Origin of the sequence: Chitinophaga sp. CF118, from assembly GCF_900112615.1 — a bacterium.
Taxonomy (GTDB): domain Bacteria; phylum Bacteroidota; class Bacteroidia; order Chitinophagales; family Chitinophagaceae; genus Chitinophaga.
The window spans coordinates 271,981-288,734 of sequence record NZ_FOMK01000003.1 but is presented as its reverse complement, the minus strand read 5'-3'; the positions used below and the strand labels follow the sequence as shown (position 1 = coordinate 288,734).

Below are 16,754 nucleotides of genomic sequence, written 5' to 3'. Positions count from 1 at the left end.
CTCTATCAGGTATTAACATAAAAAGAGGGTGCAAATTGAAGTGCACCCTCTTTTTATATGAATCCCAGGGCCGATTTTTCAATATAGAAGTCAGCCCCTGACTGTATTAATTATAATAATTATTTGTACTCTACTTTTACATCTACCAGCACATAATTATCGAACAGGGATTTCACCTTGATAATCCCGATCTTACCGTCGCTATTCTTGAAGAATACAGCCAGTGGCAGGTCTGCAGCATCAATTGTTTCATTATCATTCGTTACAGTCAGCTTTTTCAACGTTGATGCATGTGTTAGCGTATCAAAAGAAGTTACTTTGAATGATGAATCAACATAGTTACGGACATTCGTTTTAGTCACACCAGGTATGGTTATGTCAAATGCATTCGGATCTGCACTGGAAAAGAACATGGAAAATGATGCCTGATAGTGGAAAGCCAGATTGATATACTTACCTACTGAATCCGGAATAGCATCATCCAGGTATACCAGGCCGGTTACTGAAGAAAATACACGACCATAAGTTTGATCTCCCGGTGCTAATCCAATTTTTACATTGGTAAAGGTAACAACACTGTCTACGCCAACTGCAGGGTTCTCGGTACCTGTTGAGTCACCACCATTATTGTTTTTATCGCCTTCTAATGCGGCATCTTTTGAGCAGGATGCAAAAGCCAATGCAACAACTACCATGACAGGCAGGAGGAATTTCTTCATAGGATAGGTTCTATTAGTTCTTACAAAAATATGAAAAAAATTGATCAAGTGTGCACTGAAGGGATCCCAATGAAGATACTCCTCTTATCTCTCTCAAAATCAACGTATTTGATACTCTAAAGAATCCCGATGAAGGTTACATCCTTCAGAATCAGGTATTACGAAAACGATTGAACAACTTCTCCCAGATCATATACCTTCGCCCGGCCATGTAATACTCCATCCACAATACTACTGCCGGCTGCACTGCGGTAACCGCCTGCGCAATGTACCACAACGGGCTTATCTACCGGGATCTCTCCGGCTCTTTCTCTCAGTTCATATAAAGGAATGTGCAGAGCATCCGGGAAAATAGGATGTGCTTTTACTTCAGCAGGGTTCCGGATATCAACAATTGTATAATGGTCCTGATGTGTTTTGAAGTTATCCAGATCCAATGGTGTCATGGATGTATGGCCTGCTGCACCGGTAAAAGCTTTTTTGATAAATCCTTCATATCCTATCTTAGCAGTCTTTTTTATTACAGACTGTAATGCTGCCTCATTTTCAGCCAGTAAATAGAACGCTTCTCCAGGGGCAATAATGCTGCCTAACCATGTTTCAAATTTACCTCCATCCTGTAAATTAATAGCTCCGGGCAGATGTCCTTCTTTAAACGCTACTGCTGACCGCGTATCTATTACAGGGATCTTTTCATCTTCCGGATTACCAATCACAATTTTAGCTAAAGAATCAGCCTGATTTTCCGCTCCACTTTTATTTACCCCTACATCATATGGAAAATACATAGGGACAAAAGGTTGTTCGGAGATTAACTCACGTACAAATTCCGCTTCACTCATTTGCTGTAAGCTCCAGTTACTATATGTTTCTTCGCCTATCGTGCTGCTGGATGCTTCACTTAATGCCTTACCACAAAGCGTACCTGCGCCATGAGCGGGATAAACAATCACATTATCATCCAGCAACATTAGCTTTTCACGCAAAGAATAATACATCTGTTTAGCCAGATCTTCTCTTTTGGCACTAGCCTTTCCGGTATTTTCCCGAAGGTCCGGACGACCGCAATCACCTATGAATAAAGTATCTCCTGTAAATACAGCTTTGTCTTTCCCATCCTGTTCTACTACAATACTGATGCTGTCCGGTGAATGTCCGGGTGTATTCAATGATTTTAGCTTTACGGCCCCTATTATGATTTCATCGCCTTCATCAAATGTATGATGAGGATAACTGGCTTCCTGTAATGCAGAGCAATACAAAGCAGCCCCAGTAGTGCGATGCAGTTCAAAATGTCCGCTCACAAAATCAGCATGCGGATGTGTTTCTATAATAGCGATGATCTTTGCGGCCTGCTCTTCTGCATATTTCAGGTAAGGCGTAATATCTCTTGAAGGATCTATCAATGCGATCTGTGATCCACTTAATACTGCGTATGAATAATGTGCCAGTCCTTTATCTTCGAATTGTTGAATCTTCATCTTTCTTTATATTAATGTGGTAATTTTTCTCTGAACTTTCCATAAAACCATGTGCCGGCAATTGCGCTGATAAGTGTGACGATAATCACTGTTGCACCCGTGCCTATCTGGGCAAATAAGGGACCAGGACAGGCACCTGTTATCGCCCAGCCTAAACCGAACATCAGCCCGCCGTATATCTGCCCTTTGTTGAATGTTTTCGGATGAAACTGAACAGTTTCACCATCCATAGTTTTAATATCGAATTTCCTGATGAGCCATACTGAAATCATCCCAACGATCACTGCACTCCCTATAATGCCGTACATATGAAAGGATTCCATCTTGAACATTTCCTGGATCCGGAACCAGCTGACAACTTCCGCTTTAACGAACACAATCCCGAACAAGGTACCTACAATTGCATATTTTATATTCTGCTTTAACATTATTATAATTTAAGAATGTAAGGAAGGATCAGATTAGCCATGATAAAGCCACCGGACATGAATGAAATAGTTGCTACCAGCGATGGCCATTGCAGGGTTGATAATCCCATGATAGCATGACCACTGGTACATCCTCCTGCATAACGTGTTCCGAATCCTACAAGGAAACCTCCTCCAATCATCATCACAGCTCCTCTTATACTGAATAAAGCAGACCAGTTGAATAATTCAGTTGGTACCAGTGAATGGTAATTATGAATTCCATAAACAGACAATTCACTGGCCAGTTTTGGATTCACAGCTACAGCTTCAGGATTTCCCAGCCAGTACACTGCTATAAATCCACCCACCAGGATGCCTGCTACAAAGAAAAGATTCCAGATTTCCTTTTTCCAGTCATATTGAAAAAAGGGGATTTTTGCTGGCAAACATGCTGCACAGATATGTCGCATGGATGAACTGATGCCAAAGGATTTATTACCCAGTAACAACAAAGCCGGCACAGTAAGTCCTATAAGCGGACCGGCTACATACCAGGGCCAGGGTTGTTTTAAAAATGTAATCACTGTCATTGTTATACTTTTGTTTGCTTAATATAAAGTTCCGGATCTTCAGGCTTTTGAATGGTGACTTTAGTCACACTACCTGTTTTACCAAAAGTTCATGAATAATAATATAAATACCCATTATCAGCACAAACCAGCCAAAGCCTTTTTTAAGTTTTTCGCCTGATATTTTTGGCGCCAGCAATCCTCCCAATAGTATTCCTATCACTGCAATGAAAGCGATTTTTAACAGGAAGAACCAATCGATCTGATAATGCCCAAGATCACCTAAAAAGCCAAATAAAGAATTGAGTGCGATGATGAACAACGAAGTGCCTACAGCTGTTTTCATAGGCAATTTTACCAGGATAATGAGTGCAGGTATCAATAAAAATCCACCTCCAGCTCCCAACAGGCCGGTTACAATTCCTATGCCCACTCCATATAATAACAGCTTCAGGAAATCACTGATAGTAGTGGATCCTGCCGGAGCACATTCTTCTGTTTTACTGCTGATCATAGATATAGAAGCTGCCAGCATCAGTATGGCAAACAGGATCATTGTAACAAGTGACCAGGTTACAGTAAAATGTCCGAGTTTAAATAAATGCTCAGGAATGGCCGGGATAATAAATTTTCGTGTAACAAATACTGTTACTATGGAAGAGATACCAAATAATAAGGCTGTATGAAAACTTACCTGCCCTTTGCGAAAGTTACCATAAGCACCGATCAGGCTGGTGCTGCCAACAATGAAAAGTGAATAAGAAGTTGCCAGAACAGGAGAAATACTGAAAATATATACCAGAACCGGTACTGTAAGAATAGATCCTCCCCCACCAATAAGACCCAGAGAAACACCGATAAGCAGCGAAGCCAGATAACCCAATACTACCATTGCATAATTTATTATACGGCAAAGATCGCATTGTTATGAAGCAAGTACAGTGACTAATGTCACAGAAGCTCTATATAATTTCTAAACAGGCGAACCTTCTGCTGCTGTTCCAGCTTCTTCAATAACCTGGAAATAACCTCCCTGGAAGAATGAAGGTCTGTCGCAATTTCATTGTGAGTGATGAAAAGCTGGTTGGAATTTAGCTTGTTTTGTTGATTCTCAAGATAGGATACCAGTCTTTCATCCATTGATTTGAAAGCAATACTATCAATAATGACGAGCAACTCCTCAAACCGCAACCGGTAAGTTTCTACAACAAAAGCATACCAGCTTTTGAATTCCTGCATCAATGATTCCATCATAGCTACCGGTATCATCAGTACAATACTGTCTTCCAATGCCTTCGCCATTACTCCGCTTGTAAGTTGTTTCTGTGCACAAACCATAGATAATGCGCAGGCATTACCAGGCTCCAGGTAGTACATAAAGAATTCTCCCCCCTCTTCTCCCTCACGATAGAGTTTTAAACGTCCTTCTATCACAAGCACAGTAGAACGGAAATACTGTCCCGTCTGGATCATCGTTTCTCCTTTCAACACAGATTTTACGGTGCAGTTCTTAGCTACCTGTTCTCTCAGTCCTTCTTCAAACTGCGGAAAATATTTATTGAGATATTCATTTATCTGTGTTGCCTCCATAATACAAAGGTATAATTCCTGGCTTCGATTAACAGATCATCGTTCGCAAGAGTCTGTTCATGTCCTTAACTATAATTATTTCTCTGCAGGAACATCCTGAGGATTCATCTTTTTATAATGATTCTGTACGGCTCTGATCTCTGTCCAGGACACTGCATCTCCCAGTCTTGCTTTAATGGGTGAAGAAGAAGCCACACCCAATTCTTTCACATGCGGCAGAATGAGTGCTATCTTCTTTTCGTCCAGGAAACGCTCCAGTTCCAGCTCTCCGAAAGCAACAGCATCTGCCAGATGGCTTTCTACAGTGCTGTATGCAAGACTACGCTCTGTAGCAATCTCCTGTAATGTTTTACCCGCCAGAAATAAGTCCAGGGTACCGCGTCTGCTACTACCTGCCTCTGCCTTCTTTTTGACAACCTTTTCTTTCTCTACCTGTTTTTCTTTTTCCCTTGTTGGACGGCGTAATGCCTCATAATCAGGCAGCCCTTCGTTAAATTTCAGATCTCCGTAGCTGAGATTCACAAAAACTTCCAACCGGTTCCACAGGAATGTTTCCAGGGCACTCAGCTGCACTACATACTTTTTTATTTTAGGAATATCTTTTACGATGTCCAGCTCCCGCTTTACAGGTTTGATCAGATTGTCGTAGATGTCCTGCGTAAAATAGGCTACCGCTTTGCTTACACGTTCTTTCAGGATGGTTGTCTCATCGGTCCGTAAAACATCTTCCACTAAAGGCTGTAGCTGCTGGCGGAATTTCTGACCTACCTGATATTGTTGAGCTGCCAGTTGTTGCAGATTACGGCTAAGTGTAACGGCACTCTCCATGCCGGTCATCTTTTTATCTTTCAGCCAGAAAGCATGTAATTGCAGTTCTGTCAGGGTTTTCTCTCCACCAAACACTTTGATGAGCTGTTCTCCCCAGAAAATCCGTTTCTGACTATCCAGGTCATCTTCCAGTTTATCGGAATCATTTGATCGCTCAGAAAACTCCTGCACCTGCAGATCTGTTCTGATAGCACCCGGATGAATTCGGGAATGTAATACCAGTCCTTCGAGTGAAGTACAGCGGCTTAAAGCCACATATACCTGTCCGGGAGCAAACGCATTACCGGCATCAATGATAGCCTTTTCAAAGGTTAGTCCCTGACTTTTGTGGATGGTAATAGCCCATGCCAGTCGTATTGGATATTGCGTAAAACTTCCCAGTTCCTCTTCATCCACACTGTTCTCTGCTTTATTCCAGGAATAGCGGATGTTCCGCCATGTTTCTTTTTCCAGTATCAGCGTTTCTTCGCTGCCCGATAGTACCACTACAATTTTATCTTCACCAATCACTGATTGCACAGTAGCCAGCTTGCCGTTAAAATAGCGGCGGGGTTCTGCCAGATCATTTTTGATAAACATCACCTGTACACCAGGTTTGATTTGCAGTACCATATCTGTAGGTAATGCCTTATCACTGAACTCTCCTTTTATCTCTCCTTCAAAACGGTGCAGTTTTCCACCCATAGCTGCCAGGCGGGCAGCATTGATTTCATCGGCGCGTCTGTTATGTGTGGTTAATACGATATACTGATCGCCTTCCCCATTGAACTTAGGATCATACCGTTGGTTCAGTGTTTCCAGCTGGTCCCAGTCCAGTGTACTGTTACGCACCCCATTCAGCAGATCGATAAACGACCTTTCATTTTGACGATAGATTTTTTTCAATTCAATATACAGAGGAGGTGCCTGACGCATCACTCTTGCATGGAAAAAGAATACGCTTTCGTAGTGGTCTTTCAGCAGTTGCCACTGATCGTCCGGCATTACAGGTGGCAGCTGGTAAAGATCTCCTATGTACAATACCTGTACTCCACCAAATGGTAATAATGGCTGGCTGCGGAAGTGGCGCATAATAGCATCTATCGCATCCAGTGTATCTGCCCGCACCATACTCACCTCATCGATGATGAGCAGTTCCATTTCACGTAGTAGTTCTTTCTTCTCATGATTGAACCGGATATTGCGGAACAGTGCATGCGTATCAGTTACCCCATTGTCTACACCAAAGAGATGTGCACCTGAAGGTACATATGGACCGAAAGGCAACTGGAAGAATGAATGCATGGTAACCCCGCCGGCATTGATAGCAGCAACACCAGTAGGCGCTACTACTACAGTATTTTTAGGAGTGTTATCCTTTATATATTTCAGGAAAGTAGTTTTTCCTGTACCGGCTTTACCGGTTAAAAAAAGATGGCGGTTTGTATGATTGATATAGTCTGCCGCCAGATGAAACATTGTATTTGAGGTATCCGGTTGTGGCATATAAAAATGTGTAAGATAAAAATTAAGTGTGCGAATTTAAGGAAAAATGTTTGTTAAATAGCGATAAACTCATACCTGATTCTAATATAATTCAATCTCCATTTATAATACAAACTATAACACATATATTAATTTAATACTACTTACTAACTGATAATCAATAAATTAATTTGCTAGTTTAATAAATTAGAAGTAATATACATCGTCTTAACAAGTGAACAAAAAAACTCCACGGGAGTCCTCGAAATACCACTATCAATTTATCCGATACTTTATTAAAACCTAATTCCAAAGTCCAGAACAATAAGAAAAACCAAAAATCCAAATAAAAAATTTTAGAGAAGCCTTAATGCATAACGAAATCTTGTATTTAGAAAAATCTCTTTTACCTCGCTGCAGCGTTTGCTGATCAGTTTCATTTTTTCACCTTATACTTTAAAATCATAATTTATGAAAACCATTTATTTCGGGCTATTAGCCGTTACTATTGCTGTATGTAGTGCATTCGCCACAAAACCTGTTTCGGTCAGAGACACTGTGTACTATCAGTTTTATTTAGATTCAACCGGGTATCCTTATTTATTCCAAGGGGCTAGCGAGGAATTCATACTAACAGGATGCAAATTCGGAGATCTAATATGCGGTAAACTATACGAAGTAGCAGATGTAACTGAAACACCGGCATCGTCAGGTATTTATGTTGTTACTGCAGGTCATGAAGAAAATCAGGTTGCGACCTATTACAGGACTCCTGAATGAAGGGGCACTTTAATCTATTAAATATAGTAAATACAAAAAATTCTATGAAAACAATTACATTTTTCGTCACTTCTTTAATGTTGGTCGGTTTTGTTACTCAATCGCATGCACAGGAAACAGCCTCTGCCACTGCCACTGCTACAATTGTAACACCGATCAGTATTGTCAAAGATGTTGACATGAACTTTGGGAATGTAGCGGTACAATCTACTACAGGTGGTACTGTAACATTATCGGCCGCTGGTGTACGTGCCAGGTTCTTAGGTGTTACACTTCCTACAACTGCAGGAACCGTATCTGCAGCGTCTTTTACCGTATCTGGCACAGGATCATACGGATACACTGTTACACTTCCATCTTCAGCAGTTACAATCAGCAGTGGTGCTAATACTATGACTGTTACTACATTTGTCAGCACTCCTTCAGGAGCCGGCGGTGCATTAACCGCAGGGGAACAAACACTTAATGTGGGTGCTACACTAAATGTAGGTGCTGCACAACCTGCCGGTACTTATGTTTCAGACACTCCTTTTGACGTTACTGTAAATTATAATTAACTCTTCTAAACCTACACTGGATACGGTACATATTGTACCGTATCCAATATTTTTAAATACATGTCAAAATCTAAAACCAACGCTATATATGAAACGCTATGTGTATGCACAGGCACAGTATCTTATTATTATCATTTCAGCAGGGATCCTCCTTACCGGTACGATACCTTTAAAAACAATGGCACAGGGAAATTTATTGATTACTCCAGTGAGAGTAGTTTTTGAAGGACAGAAAAAAATGCAGGAACTTAACCTCGCGAACAGCGGGAAGGATACTGCAAAATACCTTGTTTCTTTAATGGAAATAAGGATGAATACAGACGGAACATTTGAAAGGATAAGCCAGCCGGATTCCGGGCAGGCTTTTGCCAGTAATAATTTACGTTTTTTTCCACGAACAGTAGTACTTGCGCCTGGTGAAGCACAATTAGTCAAAATACAACTTACCAGATCAAGTCAGTTAACTATGGGTGAATATCGCTCCCATATTTACTTGCGGGCAGTACCCGATGAAAAGCCTTTGGGTGACAAAATGCCACCAAAGGATTCTTCCGCTATATCTGTAAAATTGATAGCTATTTTCGGTATTTCCATTCCTGTAATTATCCGGATAGGGCAGTCTACAACAAAAGTGAGTCTGTCAGATTTATCCCTTGATACTGACTCTCTCCACGGAATTAATATGCTGATTAACCGTACAGGAAACTTTTCTTCATATGGCGATGTGACAGTAAAATATATCTCTCCACAGGGAAAGGTTACAAAGGTGGGTATGGTAAATGGCATAGCTGTTTATACTCCAAACATAGTCCGCAAATTTCATGTTAATCTGAATACTAAACCCGGTTTTAATTACCATAAAGGCAAACTGCTGGTAGAATATTCTATAACAACTGATGGAGTTGTTACTCCAGTCCTCCTGGCACAGGCGGAACTACTGTTGCACTGATACACAGCATTACCAGGTTTTTAAAATCATTCGCATGAAAACTAAGTCTACCTTTTTATTAGTTGTATTTATTGCTGTTTCTACAGTAACATTTGCACAAACAGTAATAGTTACTGATGATGCTGCCTATACAACAGGAGCAGCATCTTCTGTGCTGGATGTTAAATCAACAACAAAAGGTTTCCTGGCACCACGAATGACACAAGCACAACGAATTGCTGTTACCAGCCCGGCAGAAGGCTTGCTGGTGTATCAAACTGATAATACCAAAGGATTTTATTATTACACTAATAGTGCCTGGATAAGCGTTGCAACAAGTGGGTCCCCATGGTCACTTACCGGCAATACTAGTACCAATTCCGGAACTAATTTTCTTGGCACCAGTGATCTCATAAGTTTACGTCTCCGTACAAATAATGTAGAACGGATGGTCGTCGATAGTCTGGGCAGAGTTGGGATTGGTGTAACTAATCCTGCAAGTCCATTAGTACTAAAAGATACATTGGAAATACGTCGCGTAGGTACCCTTTCAGAAATAATTTTTTCTAATTCCGCAGCTGGCACTTTCCGTATTGAAGGAGATGCGGGAGATATGTTCTTACAAGGGGGCGGTGGAAAATCACTGCAGATAGGTTCTTTTCATACAACCATACTAGCTGGTGACCGTCAGTCAGCAATTTTCCCATCTTTTCTAACAGGTCCCGACCTTCTCAACACGGGGGTATTAGTGCCGTCACAACGTGATGTCAGCGTACCTCTGGCTATCCAGGCCAAGTCTGCCACACAAACCGCGAATCTTACAGAGTGGCGTAATTCGTCTCAAACTGCAATGAGTGTTGTAGACGAAAATGGATATTTCGGTATAGGCACTGCGATACCTTCTTCCCTTTTGCATATAATAGGTACAAACCCAGTTACATTAGTGGGCGTGCAATTAGGAACCTCTACAGACAGTTTGCTTACCATTGCAAGTGGGTTAGTGAAAAAACTACCCTATAATACATTTTCCACTTTAGCAAATAGCTGGTCTACTACTGGCAATACAAGCACAAATTCCGGAACTAATTTTCTTGGCACCAGTGATCTTAAAAGTTTACGTCTCCGTACAAATAATATAGAACGGATGGTGGTCGACAGTCTGGGCAGGGTTGGTATCGGTACTACTACTCCTGCTACAGCCCTCCACGTTTTTGCTACTAACCCATTAACTTTAACCGGTGTGCAAGATGGTGCCACCTCAGATAGTGTATTAACAATCACATCCGGCACTGTGAAGAAACTCCCTTTCTCAACATTCTCGGCTGCAACGGCCTGGATACTTACCGGTAATACGGGTACAAATTCTGGAACAAATTTTCTTGGCACCTCTGATCTAAAAAGTTTACGTATCCGTACAAATAATGTGGAACGGATGGTGGTCGACAGCCTGGGCAGGATTGGGATTGGGACTACCATTCCTACAACCCCCCTGCACGTAGTCGGTACAAATCCGGTTACACTAATGGGCGTACAATTAGGAACTTCTTCAGATAGTTTACTTACCATCTCAAGTGGGGTAGTGAAAAAACTACCCTATAATACGTTTACCTCTTTAACAAATAGTTGGTCTACTACCGGAAATAGCGGAACCAGCAATTTAACAAACTTTTTAGGTACGGCTGATAATGTCCATTTCCCGATTCGTACAAATAATGTGCAACGAATGATAATAGATAGCCTGGGCTGCGTAGCGATTGGCACTTCTGCATTTGATGCTACTAACCGTGAAAAATTACTGATAGATGCGGGTACTACCACTTCCGTAAATGCTGTTTATGCAAAAGGAAGTATTAATAACTACCTCCAGTTCAACATCCAGAACTTGTCGACAGGAACCCAATCCAGTGCTGATCTTGTTGCAACTGCCAACAATGGTACCGAAACCACCAACTTTGTGGACCTCGGTATTAATGGTTCTGGATATGTATATCAATCCGGCAATCCAATAGAAACCGGGAAGGCAAACGACTGTTATCTGATTTCTTCAGGTAATGACATGTATTTGGTCAATAATAATGCTGCCAAGGATCTAATCTTCCTTGTAGGAGGTACAGCCCCTGCCAATGAAGCGATGCGGATTTTAGCAAACGAAAATGTAGGCATTGCTACCATTACACCTTCTGCAAAACTGGATGTAGCAGGCACCTTTAAACTGGGGGCGTCAGGAAGCGTACTTAACAATGTAATCAAAACGTCCGTTACGATTAGCGATAATACCAACAACATCACCTATTCGTTAAGTCTTACCAAATCCGTGACGGTAACAGGTGCTGCGACTAGTAATACCGTTATTGTCAATCCACGTGCCGCACTTCCCAACGGGGTGGGAATTGCCTGGTCCCGTGTAAGTGCCACCAACACAGTAGATATAAACTTTACGAATACAGGGGCAGGATCATTAGGTAATCAGAAGATAGGAAACAATGCGGTTTTTGATATAACAATCATTCAATAAAAATGAGACTATCAATAAATGAAACCAAAATTTTACATACCTATTCTTATTTTAAACCTGCTACCTCTATTTCTCAAGGCGCAGGGTTTAATCATTCCATCGAATGCATACATCATTTCCGGTAATGGGAATATAGTACTGCAAAGTAACTGGACTAATAACGGCACGTTTACCCATAATAGCGGTACAGTGATCTTTGGTGGTACTGTTCAAACACTGGGCGGAACATCCTCTACCACATTCAATAATATTACAGTAGCCAGCACTAGTAATACCACTATCATCACTGCCGGTCATACTCTGAAAGCCATTCTTTTAAGCAATGATACCCTCAATGCCGGTGGAAACCTTACCCTGCTATCCACAGCTTCACAAACCGCTTTAATCGATGGCACCGGTACCGGCGAAGTACTCGGCAATGTTGCCATACAACGTTACCTGGCTTCCGGTTTTGGTTATAAATATTTCAGTTCTCCTTTCCTGGCAGCAACCGTAAATGAGTTTTCTGATGACATCAATTTCGCAGACACATTTCCTCCTTTTTACCGTTATGATGAAAACCTGGTTTCTTCCGGCTGGGTAATCGATACTATCACTTCTAACCTGCTCACACCTACGCAGGGATATAATGCCAATTTCGGTTCGTCCTCCGCCTCTACAACAGCAGATATAACAGGTGTGGTCAATAACCATACACTTTCTGCTACGCTATATAACCACAACCGACCTTATACTCTTGGTTTCAATCTCGTGGGTAATCCTTACCCGTCGCCGGTTGACTGGGATCTGGCTGGTGGCTGGACCCGTACAAATATTGACAATGCAGTCTATTACTTTAATGCGGGTACTACCAACCAATATACAGGTACTTACAGCTCTTATATTAATGGCGTTTCCAGCAACGGAACCGCCAATAACATTATAGCTGCTATGCAGGGATTTTTTATACATGTATCTAATGGTACTTACCCGGTTACAGCAACCTTTTCCGTTAATAATAATGCACGCATTAATAACCTGGTGCCCAATTTTTATCGTGCCCCGCCATTAAGCGTCCCTTTATTACGTTTAACTGCTGCATTTGATGGGGGCATTTCAGACGCAGTAGTAATCTACTTTGCAGATGAAGCTATATCCTCTTTTGATAGGGAAAAAGATGCTCTTAAGATCATGAATACAGATTCACAGGTACCTAATCTGTATGCACTTTCTACTGATGCTGCCAGGCTCTCTATCATCTCATGGCCTGCCACATACGATAGTACCAGTACAATCCCACTTGGGCTGCAAATAAAACATGCAGGATCGATCATTTTTAATACGCAGGATATGGAACGGATCCCTTATGGCCAGCATATTTATTTATATGATGCCAAAACAGGGAAAACACAGGACCTTCAGAGTGATCCGCAATATCGTTTGTTCCTGGAGGAGGGCACATATGAGAACAGGTTTTCTATTGTGTTCCACAAAAAAGATAATGGCTCATCATCAGAAACCGGCACTACAGTTTATAGCATAAACGGTAAACTGTATGTATACCTGAAAAATATACCTGATGCAAAGTGTTCCATTTCTATAACCAATCTGCTGGGGCAAACAGTACTACAAAAAGATCTTTATGGCAATGGATATCATGAACTCGGTTCACAATTCAGCAGTGGACTTTACATCGTAAGTTTTTATACCAAACAACATACATTTTCAAAAAAGGTGGTTATCAGCAAATGATTAAGATTAATATTATACCATCCGGCAAGAATAAAGGTTACACACTGATATGTGTAATGGCACTACTGCTGCTCATGCATTTCACTGCATACTCACAGGAACCGCCGCCACGTCCTATAGCCATTTACGTGAACCCCGCACAGGGGCTCATATTTGGTGCGTTTTTTCATGGTCCTTCCGGCGGTTCAGTAATCATTTATCCGGATGGTTCCCGTTCAGTAACAGGGAGTGTAGTGCAGGCGAATCTGGGGTTTCCCTTCTCCTCCGCTATTTTTGAGATAGATGCAAATCCTGGTACCCTCATTGCTATCATGAACGGGCCAGATGTTAATCTCTCAGGCAGCGGTGGAGGAACTCTCTCATTGCATATCGGCACTGCCAGTACAGGAACTCCGTTTGTGGCTACAGCTACCTCACCGGCACGAACGCAGGTGAGAATCGGAGGCACACTTACAGTAGGGAATATGCTTGCTAATCCTGCGGGTTCATACAGTGGAATGTTCTCAGTTACTTTTATCCAGGAATAATAAAATTATGATGTTATGCAATAGCACATATACAAATACCTTTCGCTGCTGCAACAATTTTGTTGTACGCACGGCAGGATGTATAATGCTATTGCTGTGCTGTTTTTTTTACAACGTTTACGCGAATGAAGAAGACCCTCCATATTATGAAACTTCCGTTTTTCTGATAGTACAAGGCATAGGTGGCCAGGAGGTTTCAGCCGTAATCAATAGTGATTCAGTCTTCCTCTCTATTGCCGATGTATTTGATTTTTTAAAGATCCGGCATAAGCTTTCCTCCGGGATGGATTCTGTATCAGGATCTTTTATCAATGAGGGAGCAGTTTTCCTGATTGACAAAGTCAATAAACGTATTCAATATCAGGGCAAAGTTTTTATTCTGCATAAAAGTGATTTTGTACTTACAGAAACAGGCCTTTATCTGAAAATGAATTATTTCAACAAGGTGTTTGGGCTTGACTGTAAATTTAATTTCCGCAGCCTGTCTATGGTATTGAGTACAAAACAGGAACTACCGGCAATTCGTGAAATGAAACTGGATATGATGCGACGGAATATTAACAAGCTTAAAGGACACATAAAAGCAGATACCATTATCCCCCGACATTATTCCTTATTCCAGTTTGGAGTGGCCGACTGGTCTGTAGTGGCTACCCAGAGACTACCGGGTGTAAACAATACCTGGCTTAGTTTAGGACTCGGAGCAACTGTTGCTGGTGGAGAAGCAACTGTATCTCTCAACTATAATAATTACGCTCAGAAAACATCTTCCACTCATGATAGCAATACAATTAAGCCTTTTGACAAGCGGCAGCAATATTACCGGTGGCGTTTTGTCAACAATGATCATCGCGCTTTACGACAGGTAATAGCCGGGAAAATCTTTACGCAATCTGTTTCCTCCATTTTTAATCCGGTAGTAGGTATGCAGATCACTAACACATCTACTGCCTACCGGCGGTCGTTCGGTTCTTATACGTTAAGTAATTTTACCGGCCCTAACTGGACAGTGGAACTATATGTAAATGATGCCCTCGTGGATTATACTACTGCTGATGCTTCCGGATTTTTCACATTCCAGGTGCCGTTAGTATATGGTAATTCAGTATTGAAACTCCGTTTTTATGGTCCCTGGGGGGAAGAGCGTATTAATGAAGAGAATGTCAGTATCCCATTTAATTTTCTTCCTTTACATGAATTTGAATATACAGCAAGTGCGGGCATTGTAGAGGATACTGCTCATAGCAAGTTCTCACGCCTGCAAATGAATTACGGTATTACCCGCCATATAACAGTGGGCGGAGGTATTGAATACCTTTCTTCCGTAACTACCGGTAAAACTATGCCCTTTATGAATGCCTCGTTGCGTATAGGCTCCAATATGTTATTTTCAGGGGAGTATACACATGGAGTAAGGGCAAAAGGAATATTAAGTTACCGTTTACCTTCCAACCTGCAGATTGAACTGAATTATACACACTTTACGAAAGATCAGAAAGCTATCATTTACAATTATAGGGAACAGCGTAAAATAATAATATCACGGCCATTTATCAGCAAGAAATTTTCACTATTTACCCGGGTTACACTGGATCAGATAATTTTACCTGATACAAAATATACCACCGCCGAATGGCTGTTATCTGGAGCCCTTTTCAAAGTAGGCACGAACCTTACCACTTATGCAGTATTTCAGCCAAGGGAAAAACCTTATGTATATAGCAATCTCGCTCTCTCCTTCCGGCTGCCTGGGCAACTGACGGTTACCCCTCAGGCACAATATGAATATAATACAAACCGGTTGATGACTCTAAGATGTGAGATGGCGAAATACCTGTTTCATAATGGATATGTGAGTATCTCTTATGAAAAAAATTTTAAAGGCGGAGGCAGCAATATAGGGATAGGATTACGCTACGACTTTTCATTTTCGCAGGTAGGTTTTTCTGCAATGCACGGCCGTAATTCAACTACCCTGGTACAATCTGCCAGGGGAAGCCTGATGCATAATGGGCCCACCGGTTACAATGGTACATCCAACCGTAGTAGTCTTGGTACCGGTGGAGTTGTATTCCTTCCCTTTCTTGATCTGAATAACAGTGGCCGGCGGGATCCGGGAGAACCTAATGTCTACGGGCTTAAAGTGAAAAGTCATGGCGGCCGCATTTTCCATAACAGGCGGGATACTACCGTCCGTATAACAGATATGGAACCTTATGTAAACACTTTTATAGAACTGGAGCGCAACAGTTTTGAAAATATTTCCTGGCAAGTAAAAAAGCCCGTAATCAGCGTAATGATTGAACCCAATCAGTTAAAACTGATAGAGGTCCCGGTATCTATTATGGGTGAAGTATCAGGAAATGTATATCTGAAGGATAACGATGAACTGAAAGGAATAGGGCGCATCAAAGTATGTATTTACAGCGCAGATTCCTCGCTTGCAGCGTGCATCCTTACTGAATTTGACGGGTTCTTCAGTTATATCGGGTTAACTCCCGGTAAATATACAGCAGAGGTGGATAAGGAGCAGTTGCAAAAACTGAAGATGACGGCTAGCCCCTTCGCAATTCCTTTTCAAATATCAGATAACAGAGAGGGAGATGTAATAGATGGACTTGGATTTACATTACAACCCAATCAATAATATTTCAT

14 protein-coding genes are annotated in these 16,754 nt (G+C 41.5%); 7 read left to right on the top strand and 7 right to left on the bottom strand.

Features of this window, described 5'->3' with window-relative positions:
* Positions 1-119: 119 nt before the first annotated feature.
* The 7 genes from BM176_RS13505 to BM176_RS13475 form a co-directional block, all read right to left on the bottom strand.
* A complete protein-coding gene (locus BM176_RS13505) occupies positions 120-719 on the bottom strand; it encodes a hypothetical protein (protein ID WP_090103801.1) in 600 nt (199 codons plus the stop codon).
* A 158-nt stretch (positions 720-877) separates the two neighbouring features.
* The gene (locus BM176_RS13500; protein ID WP_090103799.1) at positions 878-2,200 is read right to left on the bottom strand and encodes an MBL fold metallo-hydrolase; all 1,323 of its coding nucleotides are present in this window, start codon (positions 2,198-2,200) and stop codon (positions 878-880) included.
* An 11-nt stretch (positions 2,201-2,211) separates the two neighbouring features.
* Complete coding sequence (locus tag BM176_RS13495; protein WP_090103797.1) at positions 2,212-2,628, bottom strand: DUF6691 family protein; 417 nt, start codon at positions 2,626-2,628, stop codon at positions 2,212-2,214.
* A 2-nt stretch (positions 2,629-2,630) separates the two neighbouring features.
* Complete coding sequence (locus BM176_RS13490) at positions 2,631-3,200, bottom strand: YeeE/YedE family protein (RefSeq protein WP_218162204.1); 570 nt, start codon at positions 3,198-3,200, stop codon at positions 2,631-2,633.
* A gap of 64 nt (positions 3,201-3,264) precedes the next feature.
* Positions 3,265-4,071 carry a sulfite exporter TauE/SafE family protein gene (locus tag BM176_RS13485; RefSeq protein WP_090103795.1) on the bottom strand — a complete coding sequence of 269 codons (807 nt, stop codon included), beginning with the start codon at positions 4,069-4,071 and terminating at the stop codon, positions 3,265-3,267.
* A 59-nt stretch (positions 4,072-4,130) separates the two neighbouring features.
* Entirely contained in the window at positions 4,131-4,769 is a 639-nt protein-coding gene (locus BM176_RS13480; protein WP_090103793.1) for a Crp/Fnr family transcriptional regulator, read from the bottom strand.
* Positions 4,770-4,844: 75 nt separating this feature from the next.
* On the bottom strand, positions 4,845-7,082 hold the full coding sequence (locus BM176_RS13475) for a helix-turn-helix domain-containing protein (RefSeq protein WP_090103791.1): 2,238 nt from the start codon (positions 7,080-7,082) through the stop codon (positions 4,845-4,847).
* Positions 7,083-7,532: 450 nt separating this feature from the next.
* On the opposite strand from BM176_RS13475, the gene BM176_RS13470 reads away from it, so the two are divergent.
* The 7 genes from BM176_RS13470 (at position 7,533) to BM176_RS13440 (ending at position 16,746) form a co-directional block, all read left to right on the top strand.
* Complete coding sequence (locus BM176_RS13470; protein ID WP_090103789.1) at positions 7,533-7,841, top strand: hypothetical protein; 309 nt, start codon at positions 7,533-7,535, stop codon at positions 7,839-7,841.
* Positions 7,842-7,885: 44 nt separating this feature from the next.
* Complete coding sequence (locus BM176_RS13465) at positions 7,886-8,398, top strand: DUF4402 domain-containing protein (protein WP_090104898.1); 513 nt, start codon at positions 7,886-7,888, stop codon at positions 8,396-8,398.
* 88 nt (positions 8,399-8,486) lie between these two features.
* Entirely contained in the window at positions 8,487-9,347 is an 861-nt protein-coding gene (locus BM176_RS13460; protein WP_090103787.1) for a fimbrial biogenesis chaperone, read from the top strand.
* Between the two features lie 34 nt (positions 9,348-9,381).
* A complete protein-coding gene (locus tag BM176_RS13455) occupies positions 9,382-11,841 on the top strand; it encodes a hypothetical protein (RefSeq protein ID WP_090103785.1) in 2,460 nt (819 codons plus the stop codon).
* A gap of 18 nt (positions 11,842-11,859) precedes the next feature.
* A complete protein-coding gene (locus BM176_RS13450) occupies positions 11,860-13,572 on the top strand; it encodes a T9SS type A sorting domain-containing protein (RefSeq protein WP_090103784.1) in 1,713 nt (570 codons plus the stop codon).
* Positions 13,569-14,099 (top strand): DUF4402 domain-containing protein, encoded by a 531-nt coding sequence (locus BM176_RS13445; RefSeq protein WP_090103782.1) that lies wholly within the window; start codon positions 13,569-13,571, stop codon positions 14,097-14,099. Before BM176_RS13450 ends, BM176_RS13445 begins: the two co-directional genes overlap by 4 nt.
* A 7-nt stretch (positions 14,100-14,106) precedes the next feature.
* Positions 14,107-16,746, top strand: coding sequence for a hypothetical protein (locus BM176_RS13440; RefSeq protein ID WP_143097800.1), 2,640 nt, complete (start codon positions 14,107-14,109; stop codon positions 16,744-16,746).
* Positions 16,747-16,754: the final 8 nt, after the last annotated feature.

Coding starts and splice junctions, on each gene's coding strand:
- BM176_RS13460 (WP_090103787.1), top strand. CDS start 8,487: ATGAAACGCTATGTGTATGCACAGGCACAGTATCTTATTATTATCATT.
- BM176_RS13485 (WP_090103795.1), bottom strand. CDS start 4,071: ATGGTAGTATTGGGTTATCTGGCTTCGCTGCTTATCGGTGTTTCTCTG.
- BM176_RS13505 (WP_090103801.1), bottom strand. CDS start 719: ATGAAGAAATTCCTCCTGCCTGTCATGGTAGTTGTTGCATTGGCTTTT.
- BM176_RS13450 (WP_090103784.1), top strand. CDS start 11,860: ATGAAACCAAAATTTTACATACCTATTCTTATTTTAAACCTGCTACCT.
- BM176_RS13480 (WP_090103793.1), bottom strand. CDS start 4,769: ATGGAGGCAACACAGATAAATGAATATCTCAATAAATATTTTCCGCAG.
- BM176_RS13495 (WP_090103797.1), bottom strand. CDS start 2,628: ATGTTAAAGCAGAATATAAAATATGCAATTGTAGGTACCTTGTTCGGG.
- BM176_RS13455 (WP_090103785.1), top strand. CDS start 9,382: ATGAAAACTAAGTCTACCTTTTTATTAGTTGTATTTATTGCTGTTTCT.
- BM176_RS13475 (WP_090103791.1), bottom strand. CDS start 7,082: ATGCCACAACCGGATACCTCAAATACAATGTTTCATCTGGCGGCAGAC.
- BM176_RS13465 (WP_090104898.1), top strand. CDS start 7,886: ATGAAAACAATTACATTTTTCGTCACTTCTTTAATGTTGGTCGGTTTT.
- BM176_RS13490 (WP_218162204.1), bottom strand. CDS start 3,200: ATGACAGTGATTACATTTTTAAAACAACCCTGGCCCTGGTATGTAGCC.
- BM176_RS13440 (WP_143097800.1), top strand. CDS start 14,107: ATGATGTTATGCAATAGCACATATACAAATACCTTTCGCTGCTGCAAC.
- BM176_RS13470 (WP_090103789.1), top strand. CDS start 7,533: ATGAAAACCATTTATTTCGGGCTATTAGCCGTTACTATTGCTGTATGT.
- BM176_RS13500 (WP_090103799.1), bottom strand. CDS start 2,200: ATGAAGATTCAACAATTCGAAGATAAAGGACTGGCACATTATTCATAC.
- BM176_RS13445 (WP_090103782.1), top strand. CDS start 13,569: ATGATTAAGATTAATATTATACCATCCGGCAAGAATAAAGGTTACACA.